Consider the following 21,323-nt stretch of genomic DNA (forward strand, 5'->3'; position numbering starts at 1 on the left):
GAGATTTGCGATGACCCCCACTGCTGATTCCGCCCGCGATCCGAACGACGTTCCCATAATGCGCGAGGCACTCGTTCCCGGCGCCATCCGTGACGTGTTCGACTTCGTTGCCGCCGAGGACGTCCTTCCCAGGATTCTGACCGGCTACGGTCTTCTGCCCGGCATCTCGCATACGTCGGACATCACGGGTCCCTGGGATCAGCCCGGCTCGCGGCGGATCGTCCACCTTCTCGACGGCAGCCATGTGCGCGAGGGCGTGACGCATTACGACCGGCCCGACTATTTCGCCTACCGCGTGAGCGATCCGAGCTTCGCTCTCAAGCACCTCATGGTCGAGGCAAGGGGCGAGTTCCGGTTCGCCGAGACCGATCGGGGGACCGAGGTACGCTGGACCTACACCTTCCGCGCCAGGAACCGGCTCGCCAGGCTCCCCCTGCGCCTGTTCGTGGGCACGCAGTGGAAGGGCTACATGGACGTCTGCATGACGAACATCATCGCGCACTTCGCACCGGATCGAACGTCCCTTGCGCCAGGTCCGTCGCCTGTCGCCCGGAGCACCGCTGCGCTCACAGAAATCTGAGCGATACGTCACGAAAGGAATAACCCATGCCCAAGACCATTCTCATCACAGGCGCATCCAGCGGTCTCGGCCGCGCAAGCGCCAGGCTGTTCCACGCGAAAGGCTGGAACGTGATCGCCACGATGCGCTCACCCGAGCACGAAACCGAGTTAATCGAACTCGATAACGTCCTCGTCACACGGCTCGATGTCGAGGAGCCGTCCTCGATCGAAGGCGCGGTTGCGGCTGGTATAGAGGCTTTCGGACAGATTGACGTGCTGCTCAACAATGCGGGCTATGGTGCCTACGGTCCGCTTGAAGCGACCCCGTCCGACGAGATCCGTCGCCAGTTCGATGTTAATCTGTTCGGCATGATCGAGGCGACCAAGGCGCTGCTGTCCCATTTCCGGCACAACCGGTCAGGGACGATCGTCAACATATCTTCTATGGGCGGCCGGGTCGCCTTTCCGCTGGGAACGCTGTATCACGCCAGCAAATACGCGGTGGAAGGGTTCTCGGAAGCGCTCTCATATGAGGTGGCGCCATTCGGCGTTCGCATAAAGCTTGTCGAGCCGGGCCAGATCGCGACCGACTTTGCGGGGCGCTCGCTTGCCTTCAGCAACGACGAAACGCTCATCGAATACCAGCCCACGGTCGCGCAGGTGATGAAGGCGTTCGGCGAACTCACCGCAAGCGCGTCGCCAGCGGAGGTCATCGCCGAGATCGTCTACGCCGCCGCTACCGACACGACCGACCGTCTGCGGTTCGAAGCCGGTGAGGATGCGCAGCAGCTGCTCGCCGTGCGTCGCGATACGGACGACGCATCCTTCGCCCGATCGATCAACGAGCAGTTCGGCCTTCAGGCCTGATCCGCCACAGCACTTCACATCTCCGGCGGTCGGCAGATCCGTCGTAATCGGAAGGTATCAATCGAGATGAAATTCGAGAGAAAGACGTTCGAGAGCGCCCGGCACCGCACCGCCTACCTCGAGGCGGGCCCGGCCGATGGCCCGCTGATGATTTTCGTCCATGGCTGGCCCGAGGCACCGTTCGTGTGGATCCGCCAGATCGAGCATTTCGCCGCGCAGGGCTGGCGCTGCATCGCCCCGTGGATGCGCGGCTACGGCGCTTCGTCCGTGCCGGGCGAGGTCGCTGCCTATGCCAATCGCGAGACGGTAGGTGACCTGGTCGAGCTGCACGGTCGTCTTGGCGGCGCGCCGGCGGTCTGGATCGGGCACGACTGGGGCAGCCCCGTGGTTTGGGCGCTTGCCGGGCATCATCCCGAGCGTTGCCGCGGCGTGGCCAGCGCGAGTATCCCCTATCTCGCACGCGGTTTTGCGCTACCGGCGCTGGTTCCCCTGCTCGATCGCGAGATCTATCCGGTGGAGGACTTCCCTGTCGGGCAGTGGGATTACTGGCTCGCCTTCCGTGAACACTTCAACCCGGTCGTGCGCGCCATGGAGGAAAGCCCCGAGGGCATCCTGCGGCTCGTGTTCCAGCCGAGCCAACCGCTGGCCGAGACACGCGGCCCGGCCTTCTCGGCCAACGCCCGGCAGCGCGGTGGCCTGTTCGGCGGCATCGATCTCGCGCACGTCCCGGGCGGCAACCTGCTGCTCGAAGCCGAATACGTCGAGGAAATGGCGCGCGATCTTGCAGCGAACGGCTTCTCCGGGCCGATCGCCTGGTATCTCAACGACGATGCGAACATGGACTACGCCCGCCAGGCGGTCGACTTCGGACGGCTCTCTATGCCCGTCCTGTTTCTCCACGGCGCGCGCGACGATGTCTGCGAAACCGTGCGCAGCCGGCTCGCCGAACCGATGCGCGAGGATTGCAGCGATCTCACTGAGGTGGTGATCGATGCCGGCCACCAGCTCGCGCTCGAAGACCCGGGGGCTGTCAACCAGGCTATCGCCTACTGGCTGGCGGGCATGCCCGCCTAGGGAGCGTTCGTCCGGGCGGGTTGCCTCCTCGCCTGCCCGGGCGAACGTTTGCGGCCCAGCGCAGCTTTGCCGATCAGTCCACGGAACCAGCGCTGCGCGAGATTGGCATCGTTGCGACGGTGCCAATTCATCGTGAAGGGGGCGAGGGGCAGATCGAGCGGGGTCTTGGCCAGCACGACCCGCCCGGCCGCCTCGAACTGTAGAGCGAGACCGGTCAATATCGTGCACAGCGCGTCGGTCCGCTCGACGACCAGCGCGGCAGCGGTCGCGTTGGGTACAGTCAGCACCAACCTGCGCTCCAGGCCAAGCTTGTCGAGGCGCTCGTCGACGATCCCGTACCTCTCATCCTCAGGTGAGAATAGGATATGCGGCCAAGCGAGAAACGCAGATCGGGTTAAGGTGCCCCCCGCCGCAGGGTGTCCGGCGCGCATCATCGTGACGAACCCGTCCTCGAACAGCGGTCGCGAAAGGATACGGCCTGCCTTCTCGGTCGGCGGCACGCCGATCGCGACATCGACCTTGCCGCTGTCGAGGAGTGTGATCGCCTCGTCCCGATCGTCGAAGCCGCGGACGTGCAACGCAATGCCCGGCGCCGCGCGCGTCAGTTCCTCGAACAAGGTGGGAAGAAGCGAAATCGTCGGCGGGTCGGACATGGCGACGGTGAAGGCCATCTCGGCGGTCGCGGGCTCGAAGCGATCGCGAAACGCGAACGCCGCCTCGATCTGGGCCAGCGCTCTACCGACTGGTTCATGCAGTTCCAGAGCGCGGGGCGTCGGTTGAAGTCCGTCCGCTGTACGAATGAAGAGTTCGTCTTCCATCAGTTCACGCAGGCGCGCCAGCGTACCGCTCATCGCAGGCTGGGTTCGCCCGACGCGTGCGGCTGCGCGCGTGACGTTGCGCTCGGCCATCAGTGCCTCGAAGCCGACGAGCAGATTGAGATCGATACTGCTGAGATTCATGAATCATGTCCGCCGCCGCGACAATAACCATAAGCGCGACTGATAACGCCATATCATGATTATCGAGTTACGCAATGAACACTGACTCGCCACATTCGGACAACAACCAATGGAGCAAGCCATCATGAAGACTCTCGAATACAGCGAATACGGTAAAGCGCCGGCAATCGCGGAACGCCCGCTGCCAAAGCCCTCCATGGGCGAAGTGCTCGTCAAGGTGGCAGGCGCGGCGCTCAATCCGCTCGATACCAAGATCCACGCCGGCTACATGACCGACTTTTTCCCGGTCGAATTTCCGTACGTGCCGGGCACCGACATCTCGGGCACGATCGAAGCGATCGGCGACGGCGTCTCGGGCTGGAAGACCGGCGACGAGATCATCGCCCGGCTCGATCCCTCGAAGGGCGGTGCGTTCGCCGAATTCGCCGTCGTTCCGGCAGACCAGCTTGTACGTGCTCCGACCTCCATGCCGCTTGCCGAGAGCGCGGGTCTGGTCACGATCGGCGGAACGGCCTGGCAGATCCTTTTCGGCGAATACACCGTAGCTTCCGGTCAGCGGGTGTTGATCCATGGCGCGGCCGGACCCGTCGGCGCCTTCGCAACCCAGCTCGCCGCCCAGGCCGGCGCCGAAGTCTACGCCACCGCGTCGGCGCAGGATGCCGATTATGTCCGCAGCCTCGGCGCGGCCCAGGTCATCGACTATCAGAATGATCGGTTCGAGGAGCACCTGTCCGACATCGATCTGGTGGTCGACACGGTCGGCGGCGACGTCGAGGAACGCTCGCTCAAGGTATTGAAGCAGGGTGGTACGCTCATCGCCACCCCGATGCCGCCGGACGAGGACCGTGCACGCGCAGCGGGTGTCGATGCCAAGTTCGTGTTTCATATGTCCGATGCCGCCAAGCTCGGCCATGTCGCGGAACGCGCCGATCACGGGGTCAAGGTACGCCTCGACCGGATGGTGAGCCTCGAGGAGGGCGCCGACGCTTTTGCCCGCCAGGCGAGCGGCGAGGCGAAGGGCAAGATCATCTTCAGCCCGCGCGGCTGAGGCTAGCGGAACCGGACGGCCGCGGTGCTTGCCCTTGACCTCAGATTGGAGGCGCTGCTGCGTCCAGTCCTGCTCTCGCTCCTGATGAGCGGCCTCGTTGCCTTCGTCGCGATCGTGAGAGTGGCCGGAGCGCCGCCCGCCTTTGGCGTCTGGTTCGCGAGCTGGATGAGCGCCTGGATCGTGGCGTTCCCGGCACTGCTGGTCGCCCAGCCCATCGTCAATCGCGTGGTCACGGCTTTGACCACACGCAATTCAGCCAACGACACACTCAAGGAAACTCGTATCATGAACACAACCACCATCGAGAAGGATACAATGCGCGCCGCGCGCATGGACGCGCTTACGCAGTTCTACGGGGCGCTTTCGACCGGCGACGCCGACAAGCTCGACCAAGCGCTGATCGCGGCCTGGGACGAAGAGCCGCGCAACCCGGGCCAGGGACCTGGCCGCGAACCGATGAAGCAATTCGTCGCCGGCGTGCGGCAGGCGCTTCCCGATCTCACGATCGAGATCAGGGACGTCATGTTCGACGGCGACAAGGCCGCGGTTCGCGCCGAGATGCGCGGCTCCCACTCGCGGGACTTCTTCGGCGTTGCCGCCACCGGCAAGCCCTACGTGATCCGCCTGCACGAGTTCCACACCTTCGACGGCGAGCAGATCGCCTATACCTGGCATTTGGAGGACTGGTTCGGGTTCCTGAACCAGATCGGCGCATGGCCGGTCGAACCGGCGGGAGACGACCGGTGAGCGGCGCGGGACAGGTCGCCATCGTCACCGGTGGGTCGGGCGGCATCGGCCGCGAGACCGTGCTCCGGCTCGCCGCGAGCGGCTACGATGTTGTCGCGAGCTATTCCTCGTCGGAGCAGGAGGCGCAGAACCTAGTGAGGGAAAGCGAGGACCTTCCGGGCACCGTCGTCATCATGAAGGCGAACGTGGCCGAGACCGCCGACGTCGCTGCCATGTTCGACAAGGCGGAAGGCGAATTCGGCGGTGTGGACGTACTCGTGACCGCCGCTGGCATCTTTAAGCCGGTCAGCTTTGCCGAAGCCGATGAGGCACATTTCGATCGCGAAATGGCCGTCAACCTGAAGGGCACTTTCCTGTGCCTCGTCGAGGCGGCCAAGCGGCTGCGCGATGGCGGGCGGATCGTCGCGATCTCGACCACGACGCTCGCGCTGAAGCCTCCGGGCTACGGCATCTACAACGCGGCCAAAGGCGCGATCGAAGCCATGATCGCCATCCTCGCCAAGGAGGTCGGTGGGCGGGGCATCACCGCCAATTGCGTGGCGCCTGGCCCGGTGGAAACCGAGTTCTTCCTCAAGGGCAAGACCAAGGAAGAGATCGCGGCGCGCGCCGCGGGCGCGCCGGCGGGTCGCCTGGGCATGCCCGACGATATCGCCGACACCATCGAACTGCTCGTCTCGGACAAGGCCCAATGGGTCAACGGCCAGAGCGTGCGCGCCAATGGAGGCATGGCATGACAACTCCCGCGAACAAGCCGCCGGTAGCGTTGGTAACGGGCTCCGCCTCGGGCATTGGGCGCTCGATCACCGAAGCGCTGCGCGATGCAGGCTATATCGTCTACGCCGGCATGCGAGGCGTCGAAGGGCGCAATGCCGACGCGGCCCGATCACTTCAGGCCGAGGGCGATGAGCGGGTGCATCCGATCGAGATGGACGTCCTTTCCGAAGATAGCTGCGCGGCGGCCGTGGAAGCGATCCATGCAGCCAACCTCCATCTTGACGTTGTGGTGAACAACGCCGGCATGCTGATGAACGGCATGGCGGAGACCTTCACGCCCGACCAGTTCCTGACGATCCTCGACACCAACGCCGTGTCCTGGCTGCGCGTCAATCGCGCGGTCCTGCCGGTGATGCGTGCGCAGGGGCAAGGAACGATCGTTTACGTGGGAAGCACCACGACCTACATTCCCGAGCCCTTCATCGGGGTCTACGAGGCGAGCAAGGCGGCGGGCGACGCACTGGCGCGAGCGATGGCTTTGGAAATCCGACCGTTCGGGATCGACAGCCTGTTCCTCGTGCCGGGCGCGTTCCCCGTCGGCACCGATCATTTCGCCGATGCGCATACAGGAGACGACAGGGGGCGGGAGATGCCCTACTCTGCACTTTCGGACCGCCTTCCCGCGCTAACCGATCATATCAAAGCCATCGATCGCGAGGAAGGGCTCCGGCTCACAGTACGCACGGTTGGAGAGCGTCTGTCGGAGGCGTTGCAGTTGCCCGCCAGAGAGCGGGTTGATCACGTCTTCATCGACGGGCAAGCCAAGGGCGCTGATGTCATCGCCGAGACGATCGGAGAAGCGCAGGCTCGCTTCGTCGAGAGACTCGGTTTCGGCGATCTTCTCGCGCCAATGCAACGAAGGATGCTAAACGTGCCAGAACGGCCCAGTTAGCGCTGCCGCTCAGCGTCTTGGCAGATGTGGGCTGTCGCCAGCACTTGGGTTAATATCCGGCACTCGTCGTTTGGCCATCAGGCAGCAGTCAAAATAACCACTTTCTCGAAAGCTTATAGTGCCAACCGTCAAAGCGCCTGTAACATGCTCTCGTCCTGCTCGAAACCGCATTGCCCCGGCTCCAAGAACCGAACCAACGCAGCTTTGCGCGAATTTCGATCGAGCGCATAATGGGTGTGGGACAAGACGGCTCCATCGAGCAGCGCCTGAATGTAGCCCGACACCGTGTCGGCCGCCATAACGAGGGCCGCATCGAGCGTATGCACATAGCGGCTCGTGATCGAGCCCGACGCATGGCCGAGCAGCGCCGCGATGGTAAATTCGGTGAAGCCGAGATCGTTGGCGATGCTGGCGAAGCTGTGACGCAGCACATGGGCGGTGAGGTCTGCCAACTCCGTATCCGCGAAGATCTTTTCCCAATGTCGAGGAAAGCTGCCGAACGGTCCCTCCGTATTTCGCTCGCCCGGAAACACGTAGAGACTGTCGCCATTCATGTCCCGTTCGTCGAAATACTCGGCGATGGGCAAGCCCATCGGGCGAACGGATTGACCCTCCTTCGTATCCTCGAAGCGGAAGGCGCTGCCAACCGTGTCGATCTCGGCCTTTCGCACCTCAATGATCTCGCCGCGACGACAGCCCGACATGGCGATCAGCCGGATGATATCGACGGTGCGCGTATAGCGCTCATCCTCGGCCGCTTTGGCAAGGATGCGGCCGAGCGCACGATATTCATCCTCGTTCAGCCGACGCTTTCGCACCACGTCCTTGGGCTTGCGGACCCCATGCGCGGGATTGTTCTCAATGATGCCCAACTCGTCCCGCGCATAGGTGAAGATGCCGCCCAGCAGGCCGACGGTGCGGCTAGCGGCCCCAAGGCCTCCCCGGACAACGGACTTACCGCGCAACTTCTTCGTTTTCTTGGTGGCGCGGGTCTTCCCGGCCATGATGTCCTTCATCATCGCGGTCACATCGGCCTTAGTGACATGCGTGGCCCGCTTCGATCCGAGCAGCGGAATGATGTGGCGCGTGATCCGGCCAAGATCGGTGATCTTGGTGCTAGCCTTCTTGGGCCGGCCGCCCTTGCCGAGAATTCGGCCAGCTTCCAGTTCCGCCATATACAGCTCGCACAACTCTTTGACCGAGATGGCCTTGCGGGCACTGTTGCGATCTTCGAGCGGATCATTGCCCTTGGCGACATCGGCCAGCGCCTGGATCGCCAGCGTCCGCGCCTGTTCGGCGGTGACGGTGCCGTGGCGACCGAGCTTCATCCGGCGTCGGACATTGTTGGCATTGCGGTAGTCGACAAAATAGGTGCGCGTGCCGGAAGACAGCACGAACACGCCGAAGCCCTTCAGATCGCTGCACCAAAGGGTATATTGCCGATCGCGTGGTTCGGCTTTGTCGACGACGATTTTCGTCAGTTTTGGCATACGCACCTCGCTAAAGCGGGTCCAAAAAAACTCACCAAAAACTCACCAGCAGATCGAAAACTGTGGGGTGTCTTTGCGTAATACGGAAGACCCTATTTGTCAATAAATCACAGTATTAACAGTGACTTGTCGCGCTCTGGCGTTGGATTGAAAAGCCTGGCGTAGCGTTGTAGTTATAACTCCGAAGGCAGAGGTCACAGGTTCGAATCCTGTCGGGTGCACCAGCTCTTTTCTTGAATCACATCGGGTCCGGGAAGCGGACCGCTGACCTGCGGCGCGGTCCGCTTCCCGTTCAGCGTATCCGGAAGGTAGCGCCAGCAATCCCCGCCGCGCCGAGAGCGCCGACCATCACGCTTTCTCCGCGATGCTGGAGATACTGGTCCAGCCGGTCGGCAAGTGCGAAGCGGACTTCGCCGTCACCGCCCGTGTCGCGTACAAAACCGGCCCGCGCCTGAAAATCCGGCGTGTCGGCGATGGGGGCGAGGCGAACCTGCCCGTCTTCGCCCGCGGCAAGGCAGTGGTCCGGCGCGTCGATCGGCACCAGCATCTCGCTGCCGCCGCCCGCCCGGCCGGGCACCGCGCGGAATTGCGACGCTGTTATCGCACCGTTCCCAATGCGCACGCGGTCCCCGCCGTGCATCAGAAAACCCTGCGGTCCGAAGGCCGGGACCAACCGGTCGGGCAGCGGACCGTTGCCGACCGGAATGCCGAAATCGGGGGTGCCGTCGCCGCGATAATAGATGCGCTGCACCCGGGTGTGCCGGTTGGGGTCGAACAGGGGATCGCCTTCGATCGCCGCATAGTCCCGGCCGTGATAAACAAGTATGTCGCGGCCATGCTCGTCCATGGTGAAGCTGTTATGCCCGGGGCCATAGACGCCGGTGACCGACGAGCTGGTGAACACCGGCTCCTGCGACTTGGTCCAGTTTGCCGGGTTCATGATGTCCGCGTCGTCCGGACAGGTCAGCATGCCGAGGCAATAGCGCGCATCGGTGGCGCTGGCCGAATAGGTCAGGAACAACCGTCCGTTGCGCGCAAGCACCGCCGGGGCCTCCGCGACCTTGAACCCGTGCACTTCCCAGTCGAGCGTGGGCACGGTCAGCCGCGCGGGTTTGGCGGCAAGCGTCAGCGGCGATGCGAGCGGCGCGAGATAAAGGTTGGAATTGGTATCGATTCCCGGTTCGCGTTCCGCCCAGCAGAAATAGCGGGTGCCGCGATGGGTAAAGACCGTGGAGTCGAGGTTGAACCCGTCCCATGGCGTCTGAAACTTGCCGAGCACCGACCAGGTCTCGCGCATCGGATCGGGTCCGTCACAAACCACCGCATAGGTCCGGATACGGAACACATCCTCGCCGCCGCCGCTCGGCCCCGCCGCGAAATACATGATCCATTTGCCGTCGATCAGGTGGAGTTCGGGCGCCCAAAGAAAGCCGGACATCGGCCCGCTCGCCTGATGCCGCCACAAAATGCGTTCCGGTGCGGTGGAAAGCTCGGCAAGCGTCCGTGCCCGGCGCAGCACCAGCCGGTCATATTCGGGCACCGACCCGGTCATATAATACCAGCCGTCATCGTGCAGAAAGATCTGCGCATCGGCACGCTGGCGCACGAGCGGGTTTACCGGCCCGGTATCGGCGAAGGCGGAGCCCTCCCGCCGCTGAGCCGCGGCACGCGCGGCGACCAGCGACCCGGCGGTGGCGGCAAGGAACAGGCGACGGTCAAACGTGATCATGATTGCCTCTTCAATAGTCCGCGACGGGCCATCCATCGGCCGTCCAGTGAATGGGTGCGATCCGCAATGCGGGAGCGCCCTGCTTCTCCCGATCATATGCGTGATAGACCACATATTCGCGGCCATCGGCGTCTTTCAACCATCCGGTATGGCCGGGGCCACGAAACCGCTGCCGCTCGTTCAGGTCGGCGCGCAGGAAGACGGTGCCGCCCCCCTCCAGCATGGCGCTGCCGTCCTTGCCGAGATAAGGCCCGGTAATCTCGCGCGAGCGCCCGACCACGGCGTAATAGGTGCTGTTCACGCCCTTGCAGCAATAGTCATAGGAGGCGAACAGATAATAATATTCGCCATGCGACACGATGAACGGAGCTTCGATCGGATCGGGCGCCCCTTGCGGCACGGGACGCTTTGCAAGCGAATAAGGTTTCTGTGCCGGATCGAGGAGCTTACCCGTCGCGGGGTCCACCGGGAACAGCTTGATCCCGGTCCAGAAGCTGCCCAGCGCCAGCCAGTGGCGCCCTTCCCTGTCGATGACGAAATTCGGGTCAATCGCGTTGAAGTCGCTGTCGGGCGAAGACCGGACGACAAGCCCTTCGTCCCGCCAGCCATAATCGCCAGTCTTCGGGTCCAGCGTCGGGCTGGTGAACAGGCCGATCGCAGAGCGGTTCGAACCAAAGGTCGACACCGAATAATAAAGCCGCCATCGCCCGTTTACGAATGCGATATCGGGCGCCCACATGCCTTCGGCCCCGGGAACCGCGGTTTTCGCCCATTGCGGAAGCGCGCGGAATAGCGGCTCGCCTGCGACCCAGTGGATCAGATCGCTGCTGCTGCGGGTCTCGATCAGTCGCGTGTCATGACCAGTGCTGAAGACCCGGTACGTATCCCCCTCGCGCGCGATCACCGGATCGTGTGTCGGCACCAGATCGCCCGTAAGCCGCTCGTTCAGGGTCGGCGCCGCCTCGGCATTGCCGGCAACCGCCCCCTGCGCCGCGAACATGGCGAGCCACGGCAATATCGGCCCCATGGTCGTCCTCCCTCATCTTCCGTACCCGGTCTGGTCCTCGCCGAATCGGGTCAGGATGGAGCGTCGATATCGATTTTTCGGGCGTCCACCCGTTCGATCATCGCGCACTTCTTTATTAGTCAGACATATTGCAGCACATAACCACGGGCAAGCACTTGTTCATACCTGCTGTCGGCGCGCCGGTAATCGCTATCGGCCTGATATGCGGCGGGAATGGATCGCCACCGACCAGATAATGGCCGACCGCCGCCGATTTCGCGTAATTCCGCGTATAAACGGAGTGAAGCTGTCGGCGGAGGGAAGTCCTGTGCCCGATAAAAAGGCGAAGTCTCTCGCAACTATATTGGGCATTCGACGACATGGCGCGGATCGCGGGGCACATGCGCAGTCCCGCCTGATCCGAAATCGGGTTTTGGGGATCGGCGCAAATTATTGCGAACCTATTGTTCTCGCATCGATTTTCATTACCCTGACGGAAAAGAAGCCGCGATGCGCAGCGCCCGGGGGGAACGCGCCGCGTGGCGGGAACGGGGAGAGACCATGATGCGCCGTCGCCTGATGCTGGTTATGCTGACATCGTCGCTGCTTGCCGCGTGCCAGCCGGTGGCGACGCGGCCCGGTCAAAGCACCGCTGCGCCCGCGCCCGCCGGAACGCTGTTGTTCGAGGATGATTTCGATAGCGACGCGCTCGATCGCAGCAAATGGATGGTGGTCGGCCCCGATCTCTGGGTGAATAACGAGCAGCAGGCCTATATCGATTCGCCGGACACGATCCATATTCTGCCGGCGGGCAGCATTGCGGGCGCGCAGGGCGGCGTACTGGCAATACAGCCGAAATATCAGCCGGGATACCGCACGCCCTTGGGGCGGACAGCGGATTTCGTGTCAGGCAGGATCACAACGCGCGGCAAATTCGATTTCACCTATGGCACTGCTTCGGCGCGGATCAAAATGCCCGATGCGAAGGGCGCATGGCCGGCTTTCTGGATGCTGGGCAACGGCGAATGGCCGGCCACCGGTGAGATCGACATCATGGAATATGTCGGGGAAAAGGACTGGATCAGTTCGGCGCTGCACGGGCCGGGCTATTCCGGTGATACCCCGCTCGTCGCCCGCCATGTCTTTACAAACGGCAGCGACGTCACCGACTGGCACATCTATTCGGTCGACTGGTCACCCGACGAAATTCTGTTCCGGATCGACGGCACCCCGACCTATCGCGTGACCCGCGCGATGGTCGAACGCCATGGCCGCTGGGCATTCGACAATCCGAAATATCTGCTGCTCAATTTTGCGCTGGGCGGCGCCTATCCCTCCGGCGTGAACGGAATCGAAACACCCTATAGCGGCCTGCCGCAAGCGACGGTGGATCGGATTCGGGCCGGCAATATCGCCATGTATGTCGATTGGGTCCGGGTCGAAGGCACTGAACGAAAAGCCGATCGCTGACAGGCTTCGGATCGGACGAAAAGAAGCGCTGCGGGAGAGCAGAATGGCGCATATCCGGAATTTGCGTATTATTGGATGAGGAATAGCCTCTACGCTTTTGATGACTGCCCCATTGCTCTGGCGCGGGTTTAATTGTTCAACGATGTCATGACCTTATCCGGATATATCCGTGCCAGACGATCCTCCGCCACATTGCTGAAGGCGCTTGCGCTCGCGCTCGTCTTCGCCCTGATCGCAGCCGGCGGAATTGCACTGACGCGCGAGAGCAGCAGGATCGCGGCCTTATGGCTTCCCAATGCCATTTTGCTCGCCGTCATTCTGCGCTCGCATCGTCCCACCCGATTCGATTATCTGGTCTTCTGTGCGATTGCCAACGTCGCCGCCAATTATCTGATCGGCGACCCCCTCTCCACCGCGCTGCTACTGGCAAGCATCAACCTGGCGGAAGTAGTCGCTGCCTGCCTCATCCTGCGCTGGCTGGGTGCGGAAATACTCGACATGGGCAGGCTGGAACATCTCGGCAAGCTGGCCTTTGCCGGAATCGTCGCGCCGATGTTTTCGGGAACGCTCGCGGCCATCGCGCTGTCCGGCCCTGATGACTTCCTGTCCCGCGCGGTCTGGCTGTCCTGGGTGGCGTCGGACGGTCTGGGGCTGATGATCGTGACCCCGGTCGTAATGATCGGCATCGATGCCTGGCGCGCCCGGCGCAAGCCGCGCCCGGGCGAGGTCAGCGAATGGCTGCTCTTCATTCTCGGCGCGTCTTCGGTCAATATCGCCGTCTTCGCGCAGACTCGCTATCCTTTCCTGTTCCTCGTCTGTCCGATCGCGATCATCGCCGCGTTCCGCACCGGGATATTGGGCACCGCGGTTGCGGTGACGATCATCTCGATCGTCGCATCGGTCGCGACGATGCTTGGCTACGGCCCGATCATGCTGGTCCGCGGCGACCTGCCCTCCCGGCTGGTCGTGCTGCAGCTTTTCCTCGCCAGCACCTTTTTGATGGCGCTGCCCGTTGCCGCAGCGCTCGCCAGTCGCGCGGCGATGCGGCGCGAATTGCAGGAAAGCCGCGACTTTGCGGAGCTTATCCTCGAAAATATGGGCGAAGTTGTGTTTCGCGCTGACGCCGAGGGTCGATGGATTTTCCTGAACCCGGCATGGGAACAGCTGACAGGATATACGGTTTCGGAGAGTCTGGGCTGGCTGACCACACGATTGTTGCATCAGGAGGATTTCGCGAAAGCGCAGGAAATCTATCCCGGGATCGTTTCGGGCGCGCTCCGGGAGATTCAGCTGGCGCAGCGCTTTACCAATGCGGACGGAGAGACACGGCACATCGTAGCGAGCGTGCGGCGACTGGCCGATGCCGAGGGCAATTTTATCGGCACCACCGGCAATATCCGCGACGTCACCTCACAACTCCTCGCCGAGGAGCAGCTGCGCGCAAGCGAGGAGCGCTTCCGCCTGCTTGCCGAAGCCGCGCCGGTCGGCATTTTTCAGGTAACCGCGGCGGGCAAACTTTCCTACACCAACTCCGCTTGGAACCGAATGTCGGGCCTGACGCTTGAAGAGGCGCGCGAAAACGGCTGGATGCGCGCCATGTCGGCCGAAGAAGGCAGAAACCTTGCAAATGCCTGGGCGGAGGCATTCCATTCGGGCTGCGATTTTCGGGGTGAAGCGCGCTGGCGCCACGCCGATGGCACCTCGACCTGGATCGATATGCTCGCACGGCCGGTGTTCAACGCCGATCACGCTTTGATGGGCTATATCGGCGTTTCGGTCGATATCACCGATCGCAAGACGCTGGAGTTCGAGCTTCAGGAGGCGCGCCGCACCGCCGAAGCCGCGGCGCAGGCAAAGACGGTTTTCCTCGCCAACATGAGCCATGAGCTGCGCACGCCGATGAACGGGGTGCTCGGCTTTACCGATCTGCTCCTGTCCGAGCGGCTGACCGAACGCCAGCATCGCCACGCGCAGCTGATCGCCGATTCGGGCCGGGCTATGATGCGCCTGCTCAACGATATTCTCGATATTTCCAAGATCGAATCGGGTCAGATGCAGCTGTCGCGCGATCCGCTGAATTTCCGGCACAAGCTGGCGGGCTGTATCGATCTGGTGAATCCGCTTGCTGCGCAAAAGGGTGTGGAGATCAGCCTGCATGTCGCCGATAGCGTGCCGCCGCTGATTATGGGCGATGCGTTGCGGCTGCGTCAGGTCCTGCTCAACCTGCTCGGCAATGCAACGAAATTTACGCATGAGGGACGCATCTCGGTCAGTGCCTCTATCGTCGGTGACGATGGCGATCGATGGCTGCGGATCGACGTCGCCGATACAGGAATCGGAATTCCCGAAGACCGGACCGGCGCGATTTTCGAAAGCTTTGCGCAGGCCGATACCGCGACCGCGCGCAAATATGGCGGAAGCGGTCTGGGCCTCGCGATCAGCCATAATCTCGTCGCGCTGATGCAGGGCAGCCTGACGGTCGAGAGTCAGGAGAATGTCGGCACCACCTTCACCGTCAGGCTGCCGCTGCACGAGGCGGAACCGGGCGCAGCGGAGATCGAGGATGAAGCGGAGCCGGTCGAAAGCGGCGTGGTGCGGGCGCGGATTCTGGTCGCCGAGGATAATGACATCAATCAGGCGCTGATCCGGTCGATGGCCGAACGACTGGGGCTTGAGATCGATATTGCCGAAAATGGCGAGGAAGCGATCGCGCTGATCCTCGATCGCCCTCCCGACGCCCCGGCCTATGACATGGTCCTGATGGACATGCAGATGCCGGTGATCGACGGGCTGGAGGCGACGCGGCGGCTTCGCGCGGCGGGGATCTCCGCCGAGCAGCTGCCGATCGTCGCGCTCACCGCCAATGCCTATGCCGAGGATATCGAGGCATGCCAGAAAGCGGGCATGCAGGCGCATCTTGCCAAGCCGATCACCATGCGCGCGCTGCGCCGGATGGTGGAGAAATGGGTCGGCGTGGAAACCGACGGAAGCGGACGCGATGCCGCCGGCGCCAGCGACAGTTTGCAGGGGCGATACCTGCAGCGGAAGCGCGATCTCTTCGCGCGAATTGAGGATGCGCTCGGCTCGCAAAGCATCACCTCCGAAGCGCTTGGCGAGATTACGATTCAGCTCCACAAGCTGGCGGGCACTGCGGGTATTTTCGGCGAGGATCGCCTCGGCGAAATCGCCTCGCAGATCGAACATGCGATGCGCGCGCATCCCGACCGGGCCGCGCATATCCTTTCGGAACGCTTCGAGGCGCTGAAGCGGGCGGGTCAGGACGTATAGCGCGACCGCCGCGATGCTCCGCGCCCCGACCCGAACGGATCGGGACGCGGGCACGGGTCAGAAGCGATAGCCCAGCGTCGCCATCACATTGCGCGGCGCACCCACGAAGCAATCGCCGCGCGCCAGACAGGACGCGAAATAGCGATGGTCGAGCAGGTTGGTCGCATTCACTGCGAGCCGCCACTGGTTCCATGTCACTTCGGCAAGCGCGTCGACGGTGAAATAATCGGGCGTGGTAATATTGGTGGCCGGATCGTCGATATTGCCGATCGACAGACGCTTTCCGGTATAGACGCCGCCTACCCCCAGTTTGAGCTGCTGTTCATTCGGCGCGCCGAACGTCTTTGTCGCCCAGACCGACGCGACATGGCGCGGCAGCACGGTCAGGTTCGGCGTGTCGCCCAGCGACAGATCGTTATAGCCGTAATTGACGAGCAGCTCGAAATTCTCGGGCAGGATTCGCCGCGCCTCCAGTTCGACGCCCTTGGTGGTGAGTTCGCCCGATTGAAAGGTCGTGCCGCCCGGACCATAGATCAGGCGATTGCGCTCCTTGATATGGAATGCCGTCACGGTGACCAGCGTGTCGGGGTCCGCCTGCCATTTGACGCCCGCTTCGAACTGGCGACCGGTCTGCGGGATATAAGCGCGGCCGTTCTGGTCGCTGCCCGCGACCGGCAGGAAGCTTTCGGTATAGCTGAAAAAGGGCGAAATCCCCGCCCCGATCTCGCCGATGATCCCCGCGCGGAAGGTCGTCGCCTTATCCACCCGGCCGGTGTTCGACGTCACCCGGTCGCGCCGGCCGCCGAGAACGACCGAAATACGGTCGAAAAAGCGGATCTGGTCCTGAACATAGATGCCGAGCTGTTTCTGCGAATCCACCGTCGGAGTCGCGCTGACCACCGGCTCGCTCAGCGAATCATAGTCGATATCGTAGATATCGACGATATCGCTCCCCCTGCCCTGCCGCTTGGTAACCTTGTTCCAGCTATAGTCGAGCCCGACCAGCAGGCGATGTTCGATCGCGCCGCCGGTATTGAACGAAAACAGCAGATTATTGTCGGTCGAAAAAACATCGGTGCTGGCGATGCTGCCCGAGCTGATCACCCCGATCCTGCGCCGCGCCGGGTCCAGATAGGGATTGGCCGGATTGCTGTAGCTGTTGGGATAGCGCGAGAAATAGTCGACATCAGCGCGGATATAGCGCGCCTTGAGCGACAATTTGACGAGATCGCCGAACCGGTGGGTGACGCTCCCCATCCCCTGTTTCGACGTGCCATCATAGCGGTCGAATCCGGGCTTTGCCAGCGACAGGAACGGATCGAGCCGCGGATTGTCGCCATTGGGGCGAAGCGTACCGACGATCGGCAGGAATTGCGATGTCGATCCGGTTTTATCGTCCTGATACAGGCCGGTAAGCACCAGATCGGTATCGGGCGTCGGCTGCCAGCGGAGCGACGGCGCGATGAAATAACGGTCATCGGGTACGTGCGCGATATAGGTATCGGCATTGCGCGCCCGCCCCACCAGCCGCACGGCGAGGCTGTTGCTGAGCGCGACATTCACATCGCCCATCACTTCCTTGCGATCATAGCTGCCATACACGGCGCGCATTTCGCCGCCGGTCGTGAAGGTCGGCGTCTTGGATACCAGATTGACCAGCCCGCCGATCGACCCCTGACCGAACAATACCGATGCCGGTCCGCGCACGACCTCGACTCGTTCGAAATTATACGGATCGGCGGTGATGCTGGCGTAAGAGCTGAAAATGTCGCGCATGCCGTCGCGAAACTGCAGGGCGTTGATGCCGCGCACGGTGAAGCTGTCGACGCGCGTGTCGCGGCCATAGGCGTTTGTCAGCACACCGGCGGTATATTTCACCGTATCGCTGACGCTGATCGCGCCCTGCTCCAGATATTGCTCGGCGGGGACGACGGTGATCGGCTGCGGCGTTTCGATCAGCGGCGTTTCGGTTTTGGTTCCCGAATATTGGTTGCCGGTGACGATGATTTCCTGCGCATCGCCTGCCGCTTCGCCTTTCTTCGCTGTGTCGGATAGCGCCTCCGCATGCGCCGATCCCGACTGGATCATCGCCACGGCAACGCCGCACAGGAATATCGATCTCATTTTCACGCTGTTCCCCTTTCGGGGCCCGACTAGCGATAATGAGATTAATTATCAATAGAAGGATATTGCGTGGTTCATAGCCCGATCAGACGGCGCACCTCGTCGAAATCCGATGCAATCTTACGCACTCCCAGCGAACGAAGCCGATCGCTATGATCGGCCGCGCAATGCAGCCCTGCGCACAGCCCGATCACTTCGGCTCCCGAGGCAAGCGCGCCCTGCACCCCCACCGGTGAATCCTCTAGAATGACCATGTCGCGAATATCGAGGCCGAGCGCGCTTGCTGCATGGCGATAGACATCAGGCGCGGGTTTACCGTTGGACACGTCCTCATGGCCCGAAAAGATCATCGGCTCGAAACGGTCGCGAATCTTAAGATGGTCGAGATGCGTGCGAATCCAATATTTGGTGCTCGACGAAGCAATCGCGCGCGGCACGTCGCGCGGCAGAGATCGCACGAAATCCACCGCTCCTGCGACCGGGCTCAGCCCCCGCGCGAGCGACTCTTCCTTCTCCACCGCCCGGCTCTCCGCGAAATCCTGCGGCAGCGGCCTCCCGATCCATTGTTCGATCGCATCGGTGAAGTGCGTGCCGCTCAGCCCCATGAAATTCGCCATCGAATCGGCGGCGCTGGTCGGATGGCCAAGCCGCGTCAGATATTCGGCGAGTTTCGCATTTTCGACATGCTCGCTTTCGAGCAGGACGCCGTCAAAGTCGAAGATGATGCCTGCATAGTTCATGCGCGCTCTCCGAACAACGCGGTGCCCACCCGGACATGCGTCGCGCCCAAGGTGACAGCGGTCGGAAAATCCGACGACATGCCCATGCTGAGACCCGAAAGGCCGTGGTCGCGCGCCATCTTGGCGAGGAGCGCAAAATAGGGCGCAGGTTCCAGATCGAGCGGGGGCACGCACATCAGCCCGGCAACCGGGAGGTCCGCCGTTCTTGCCTCCTGAAGCAACGCGGGCAGATCGCCGATCGCGCACCCGCCCTTTTGCGCTTCATCGCCGATATTGACCTGAAGGAAGCAATCCGGGCGGCGATCCGCTTTGTCCATCGCCCTGGCGAGTGCAGTGATCAGCGAGGAACGGTCGACCGAATGGATGGCATCGAACAACGCAACGGCATCGTCCGCCTTGTTCGACTGCAACTGGCCGACCAGATGCAGCGCGATGCCGGGCGTCCCCTCGCACAGGGCGGGCCATTTGGCCTGCGCTTCCTGAACCCGATTCTCCCCAAAAACCCGCTGACCGGCATGGATGAGCGGCTCAATGGCTGCGGCGTCATGCGTTTTGGAGATGGCGATCAGGGTCACCGACCCTTCCGGGCGACCGGCGGTTTTTCGCGCCTTGTCGATGGATTCCTGAATCGAGGCGAGGCGCCGGGCGGCATGGTCTGTGCTCATGGTGCGCGCTATAGGCGAAGGCGATGCGCTCCCGCCACCCCGAAGCCCTGCCCCGCCTCTGGCTGATGACCGACGAACGGCTCGGGGAGAGGCTATGGGACGCGCTGGACGCGCTGCCGCGCGGATCGGGCGTGATCTTCCGGCATTATTCGCTTCGGCCCACCCAGCGCCGCGCACTGTTCGCTCGGGTGGCGAGGTTTAGCCGACAAAGGGGCCTGATCGTACTGCGCGCCGGCAATACGCCGCTCGGCCGGGGCGAAGACGGTGCCCATAATGCAAGACTTCCCCATCGCGGGATCAACAGCCGCGCGGTTCATTCCCGCGCCGAGCTTCAGGCCGCGATTCGCGCAAAGGCCGATTGTGTGCTGATCTCGCCGATCTTCCCGACGAACAGCCATCCCGGCGCTTCGGCGCTTGGTGTTACGCGTGCTGCTGTTCTGGCGGCGGCAAGCCCCGTCCCGGCAATCGCACTAGGAGGCATGACGCCGGTTCGCGCGCGCCGGTTAATAAGTGCTGGATTTCACGGATGGGCGGCGATCGGCTGGTGGGCGGATCAGAAGCGGAAAGCAGTACCGATATAGACGGCCTGGCTGTCGCGCCGATTATCCTCATCGAACCGAACCAGCCGGTTCTTCTCCGATTTGTACCGAACGCCGGCGGTCAGATCGAGATTACGCGCAATCGAATAGGAACCGCTGACATCGATCGAATAATTGGGATCGTCGGTAAGGGCGCGCGGCTGATTAGCGACCGGCTTTTCCTTACGCGCCTTGATCCCGCCGACAAATTTGTCGCCCTGATAGCTTACGCCGATCTCGCTGCTCTCATGGCTGCCCGGCTGCCCCGGAATGTCCAGTTTGCCGACATCGCCGGTGATCGCGAAACGCTTCCATCCGACCGACACACCCAGATTATAGGCAATGGGCGCCAGCGCCAGCGAATCCTGTGCCGACGCGGTCGGGCGCTTCGCCGGATCGGTGGAACCGCGATCGTTCCGTGCGCGCACCGCGACAGTCACCGACCGGCCCGAATCTTCCGCGCTGGTCGTCGGGGTGAAACGAAATTCACTGGAATCGATGCCGCTGCGTGCAAGCGATGCCGCCAGCTTGGGGTCGGCCGACGCCGGGGTGAAACTGCCGAATTGCGAATCGATCGGTTCGGGCCGGGCAATGAATTGCTGCTGCGCGCCGATTGCAGGAGCCACGGCAAAGCCGGCAGCGCATAACGCCCCCAAGCCAAGTCCCGCGATCCATCCCTGCATTTTCATTTCTTGATTCTCACCCTGTGCAGTAGCCTTACCACAAAGCTGCCGCAATGTTCCACCGGCGGTGAGTCGTTTCCCGCTACCCTGTTGCAGTATATCCACAGCTGCGGAACGCTTGCGGCCACAGCCTGAGCTTCTATAGATGCGCAGTTATATGTATCGTTCAAGGAAAGTGCCGATGATCCGTCGCCTTGCGCCCGCCATCCTGTTGGGTTCGATCGCCCTCACGCTTTCGGCCTGCGGCGGAAAAGCGCGTCCGCAAGCCGATCTTGCGGCTTCGAACGTGACGACGATCGGCGTGAACAGCTATTTGTGGCGCGCTTCGCTCGACACGCTCAGCTTCATGCCGCTGCTGCAGACCGATTCGAGCGGCGGGGTCATCGTGACCGACTGGTATGCCAGGCCGAACGACCCGAATGAGCGGATGAAGGTCACGGTGTCGATTCTCGACCGCGATCTTCGCGCCGATGCGCTCCGCGTCGCTGCACTGCGCGAAGTGCGCCAGAACGGTCAGTGGGTCGGGGCGCCGGTTCAGGCCGCGACTGTGCAGAAGCTGGAAAGCATCATCCTTACCCGAGCGCGCGATCTGCGCCGCGCCGCCGTCACTGACGAAGGCTGAAGTTCA

The 21,323-nt window shown here is 62.8% G+C and carries 19 protein-coding genes; 11 read left to right on the forward strand and 8 right to left on the reverse strand.

What is annotated here, in order from left to right; all coding sequences use genetic code 11:
- Positions 1-10 precede the first annotated feature (10 nt).
- The 3 genes from EV664_RS09060 (at position 11) to EV664_RS09070 (ending at position 2,502) form a co-directional block, all read left to right on the forward strand.
- On the forward strand, positions 11-580 hold the full coding sequence (locus tag EV664_RS09060; protein WP_133495387.1) for an SRPBCC family protein: 570 nt from the start codon (positions 11-13) through the stop codon (positions 578-580).
- A gap of 26 nt (positions 581-606) precedes the next feature.
- Positions 607-1,428, forward strand: a complete 822-nt coding sequence (locus EV664_RS09065) for an SDR family oxidoreductase (RefSeq protein ID WP_133495388.1) — start codon at positions 607-609, stop codon at positions 1,426-1,428.
- Positions 1,429-1,494: 66 nt separating this feature from the next.
- Positions 1,495-2,502 carry an alpha/beta fold hydrolase gene (locus EV664_RS09070; RefSeq protein WP_133495389.1) on the forward strand — a complete coding sequence of 336 codons (1,008 nt, stop codon included), beginning with the start codon at positions 1,495-1,497 and terminating at the stop codon, positions 2,500-2,502.
- Here the strand turns inward: EV664_RS09070 and EV664_RS09075 are convergent.
- Positions 2,499-3,461, reverse strand: a complete 963-nt coding sequence (locus tag EV664_RS09075; protein ID WP_133495390.1) for a LysR family transcriptional regulator — start codon at positions 3,459-3,461, stop codon at positions 2,499-2,501. The genes EV664_RS09070 and EV664_RS09075 overlap by 4 nt on opposite strands.
- 124 nt (positions 3,462-3,585) lie before the next feature.
- On the opposite strand from EV664_RS09075, the gene EV664_RS09080 reads away from it, so the two are divergent.
- The 4 genes from EV664_RS09080 to EV664_RS09095 are packed head-to-tail and all read left to right on the forward strand — an operon-like array spanning position 3,586 to position 6,922.
- Positions 3,586-4,509 (forward strand): NADP-dependent oxidoreductase, encoded by a 924-nt coding sequence (locus EV664_RS09080; protein WP_133495391.1) that lies wholly within the window; start codon positions 3,586-3,588, stop codon positions 4,507-4,509.
- A gap of 45 nt (positions 4,510-4,554) precedes the next feature.
- A complete protein-coding gene (locus tag EV664_RS09085) occupies positions 4,555-5,256 on the forward strand; it encodes an ester cyclase (protein WP_133495392.1) in 702 nt (233 codons plus the stop codon).
- Positions 5,253-5,990: an SDR family oxidoreductase gene (locus EV664_RS09090; protein WP_211338495.1), complete on the forward strand. Its 738-nt coding sequence runs from the start codon at positions 5,253-5,255 to the stop codon at positions 5,988-5,990. Before EV664_RS09085 ends, EV664_RS09090 begins: the two co-directional genes overlap by 4 nt.
- On the forward strand, positions 5,987-6,922 hold the full coding sequence (locus EV664_RS09095) for an SDR family NAD(P)-dependent oxidoreductase (protein WP_162848808.1): 936 nt from the start codon (positions 5,987-5,989) through the stop codon (positions 6,920-6,922). The genes EV664_RS09090 and EV664_RS09095 overlap by 4 nt, the downstream gene beginning before the upstream one ends.
- Before the next feature lie 128 nt (positions 6,923-7,050).
- On the opposite strand, the gene EV664_RS09100 is transcribed toward EV664_RS09095, so the two are convergent.
- From EV664_RS09100 to EV664_RS09110, 3 genes are all read right to left on the reverse strand, one after another.
- Complete coding sequence (locus EV664_RS09100) at positions 7,051-8,412, reverse strand: tyrosine-type recombinase/integrase (protein ID WP_133495394.1); 1,362 nt, start codon at positions 8,410-8,412, stop codon at positions 7,051-7,053.
- A gap of 292 nt (positions 8,413-8,704) precedes the next feature.
- Positions 8,705-10,144, reverse strand: a complete 1,440-nt coding sequence (locus EV664_RS09105) for a family 43 glycosylhydrolase (protein WP_373287505.1) — start codon at positions 10,142-10,144, stop codon at positions 8,705-8,707.
- Positions 10,145-10,151: 7 nt separating this feature from the next.
- Positions 10,152-11,141: an arabinan endo-1,5-alpha-L-arabinosidase gene (locus EV664_RS09110; protein ID WP_229668206.1), complete on the reverse strand. Its 990-nt coding sequence runs from the start codon at positions 11,139-11,141 to the stop codon at positions 10,152-10,154.
- Between the two features lie 567 nt (positions 11,142-11,708).
- On the opposite strand from EV664_RS09110, the gene EV664_RS09115 reads away from it, so the two are divergent.
- Positions 11,709-12,617, forward strand: coding sequence for a glycoside hydrolase family 16 protein (locus tag EV664_RS09115; protein WP_229668201.1), 909 nt, complete (start codon positions 11,709-11,711; stop codon positions 12,615-12,617).
- Between the two features lie 147 nt (positions 12,618-12,764).
- The gene (locus tag EV664_RS09120) at positions 12,765-15,905 is read left to right on the forward strand and encodes a PAS domain S-box protein (RefSeq protein WP_133495397.1); all 3,141 of its coding nucleotides are present in this window, start codon (positions 12,765-12,767) and stop codon (positions 15,903-15,905) included.
- A gap of 57 nt (positions 15,906-15,962) precedes the next feature.
- On the opposite strand, the gene EV664_RS09125 is transcribed toward EV664_RS09120, so the two are convergent.
- The 3 genes from EV664_RS09125 to EV664_RS09135 all read right to left on the reverse strand — a co-directional run bounded on the left by EV664_RS09125 (position 15,963) and on the right by EV664_RS09135 (position 19,434).
- The gene (locus EV664_RS09125) at positions 15,963-18,029 is read right to left on the reverse strand and encodes a TonB-dependent siderophore receptor (RefSeq protein WP_229668205.1); all 2,067 of its coding nucleotides are present in this window, start codon (positions 18,027-18,029) and stop codon (positions 15,963-15,965) included.
- A 74-nt stretch (positions 18,030-18,103) separates the two neighbouring features.
- Complete coding sequence (locus EV664_RS09130) at positions 18,104-18,769, reverse strand: HAD family hydrolase (RefSeq protein ID WP_133495398.1); 666 nt, start codon at positions 18,767-18,769, stop codon at positions 18,104-18,106.
- Complete coding sequence (locus tag EV664_RS09135) at positions 18,766-19,434, reverse strand: YggS family pyridoxal phosphate-dependent enzyme (RefSeq protein WP_133495399.1); 669 nt, start codon at positions 19,432-19,434, stop codon at positions 18,766-18,768. The genes EV664_RS09130 and EV664_RS09135 overlap by 4 nt, the downstream gene beginning before the upstream one ends.
- Before the next feature lie 23 nt (positions 19,435-19,457).
- Between EV664_RS09135 and EV664_RS09140 the strand changes: the two genes are divergently transcribed.
- The gene (locus EV664_RS09140; RefSeq protein WP_133495400.1) at positions 19,458-20,015 is read left to right on the forward strand and encodes a thiamine phosphate synthase; all 558 of its coding nucleotides are present in this window, start codon (positions 19,458-19,460) and stop codon (positions 20,013-20,015) included.
- Here the strand turns inward: EV664_RS09140 and EV664_RS09145 are convergent.
- The gene (locus EV664_RS09145) at positions 19,988-20,695 is read right to left on the reverse strand and encodes a hypothetical protein (protein ID WP_188656398.1); all 708 of its coding nucleotides are present in this window, start codon (positions 20,693-20,695) and stop codon (positions 19,988-19,990) included. The two genes, EV664_RS09140 and EV664_RS09145, sit on opposite strands and share 28 nt — an antisense overlap.
- 181 nt (positions 20,696-20,876) lie before the next feature.
- Here EV664_RS09145 and EV664_RS09150 point away from each other — a divergent pair, with 181 nt between their 5' ends.
- Positions 20,877-21,317 (forward strand): DUF3576 domain-containing protein, encoded by a 441-nt coding sequence (locus EV664_RS09150; RefSeq protein WP_133495401.1) that lies wholly within the window; start codon positions 20,877-20,879, stop codon positions 21,315-21,317.
- The last annotated feature ends 6 nt before the right edge of the window (positions 21,318-21,323 follow it).

Source organism: Stakelama pacifica (genome assembly GCF_004361835.1).
GTDB classification, from domain to species: Bacteria; Pseudomonadota; Alphaproteobacteria; order Sphingomonadales; family Sphingomonadaceae; genus Sphingomonas; species Sphingomonas pacifica.

Coding starts and splice junctions, on each gene's coding strand:
- EV664_RS09060 (WP_133495387.1), top strand. CDS start 11: ATGACCCCCACTGCTGATTCCGCCCGCGATCCGAACGACGTTCCCATA.
- EV664_RS09065 (WP_133495388.1), top strand. CDS start 607: ATGCCCAAGACCATTCTCATCACAGGCGCATCCAGCGGTCTCGGCCGC.
- EV664_RS09070 (WP_133495389.1), top strand. CDS start 1,495: ATGAAATTCGAGAGAAAGACGTTCGAGAGCGCCCGGCACCGCACCGCC.
- EV664_RS09075 (WP_133495390.1), bottom strand. CDS start 3,461: ATGAATCTCAGCAGTATCGATCTCAATCTGCTCGTCGGCTTCGAGGCA.
- EV664_RS09080 (WP_133495391.1), top strand. CDS start 3,586: ATGAAGACTCTCGAATACAGCGAATACGGTAAAGCGCCGGCAATCGCG.
- EV664_RS09095 (WP_162848808.1), top strand. CDS start 5,987: ATGACAACTCCCGCGAACAAGCCGCCGGTAGCGTTGGTAACGGGCTCC.
- EV664_RS09100 (WP_133495394.1), bottom strand. CDS start 8,412: ATGCCAAAACTGACGAAAATCGTCGTCGACAAAGCCGAACCACGCGAT.
- EV664_RS09110 (WP_229668206.1), bottom strand. CDS start 11,141: ATGTTCGCGGCGCAGGGGGCGGTTGCCGGCAATGCCGAGGCGGCGCCG.
- EV664_RS09115 (WP_229668201.1), top strand. CDS start 11,709: ATGATGCGCCGTCGCCTGATGCTGGTTATGCTGACATCGTCGCTGCTT.
- EV664_RS09120 (WP_133495397.1), top strand. CDS start 12,765: ATGACCTTATCCGGATATATCCGTGCCAGACGATCCTCCGCCACATTG.
- EV664_RS09125 (WP_229668205.1), bottom strand. CDS start 18,029: ATGAGATCGATATTCCTGTGCGGCGTTGCCGTGGCGATGATCCAGTCG.
- EV664_RS09130 (WP_133495398.1), bottom strand. CDS start 18,769: ATGAACTATGCAGGCATCATCTTCGACTTTGACGGCGTCCTGCTCGAA.
- EV664_RS09135 (WP_133495399.1), bottom strand. CDS start 19,434: ATGAGCACAGACCATGCCGCCCGGCGCCTCGCCTCGATTCAGGAATCC.
- EV664_RS09140 (WP_133495400.1), top strand. CDS start 19,458: ATGCGCTCCCGCCACCCCGAAGCCCTGCCCCGCCTCTGGCTGATGACC.
- EV664_RS09145 (WP_188656398.1), bottom strand. CDS start 20,695: ATGCAGGGATGGATCGCGGGACTTGGCTTGGGGGCGTTATGCGCTGCC.
- EV664_RS09150 (WP_133495401.1), top strand. CDS start 20,877: ATGATCCGTCGCCTTGCGCCCGCCATCCTGTTGGGTTCGATCGCCCTC.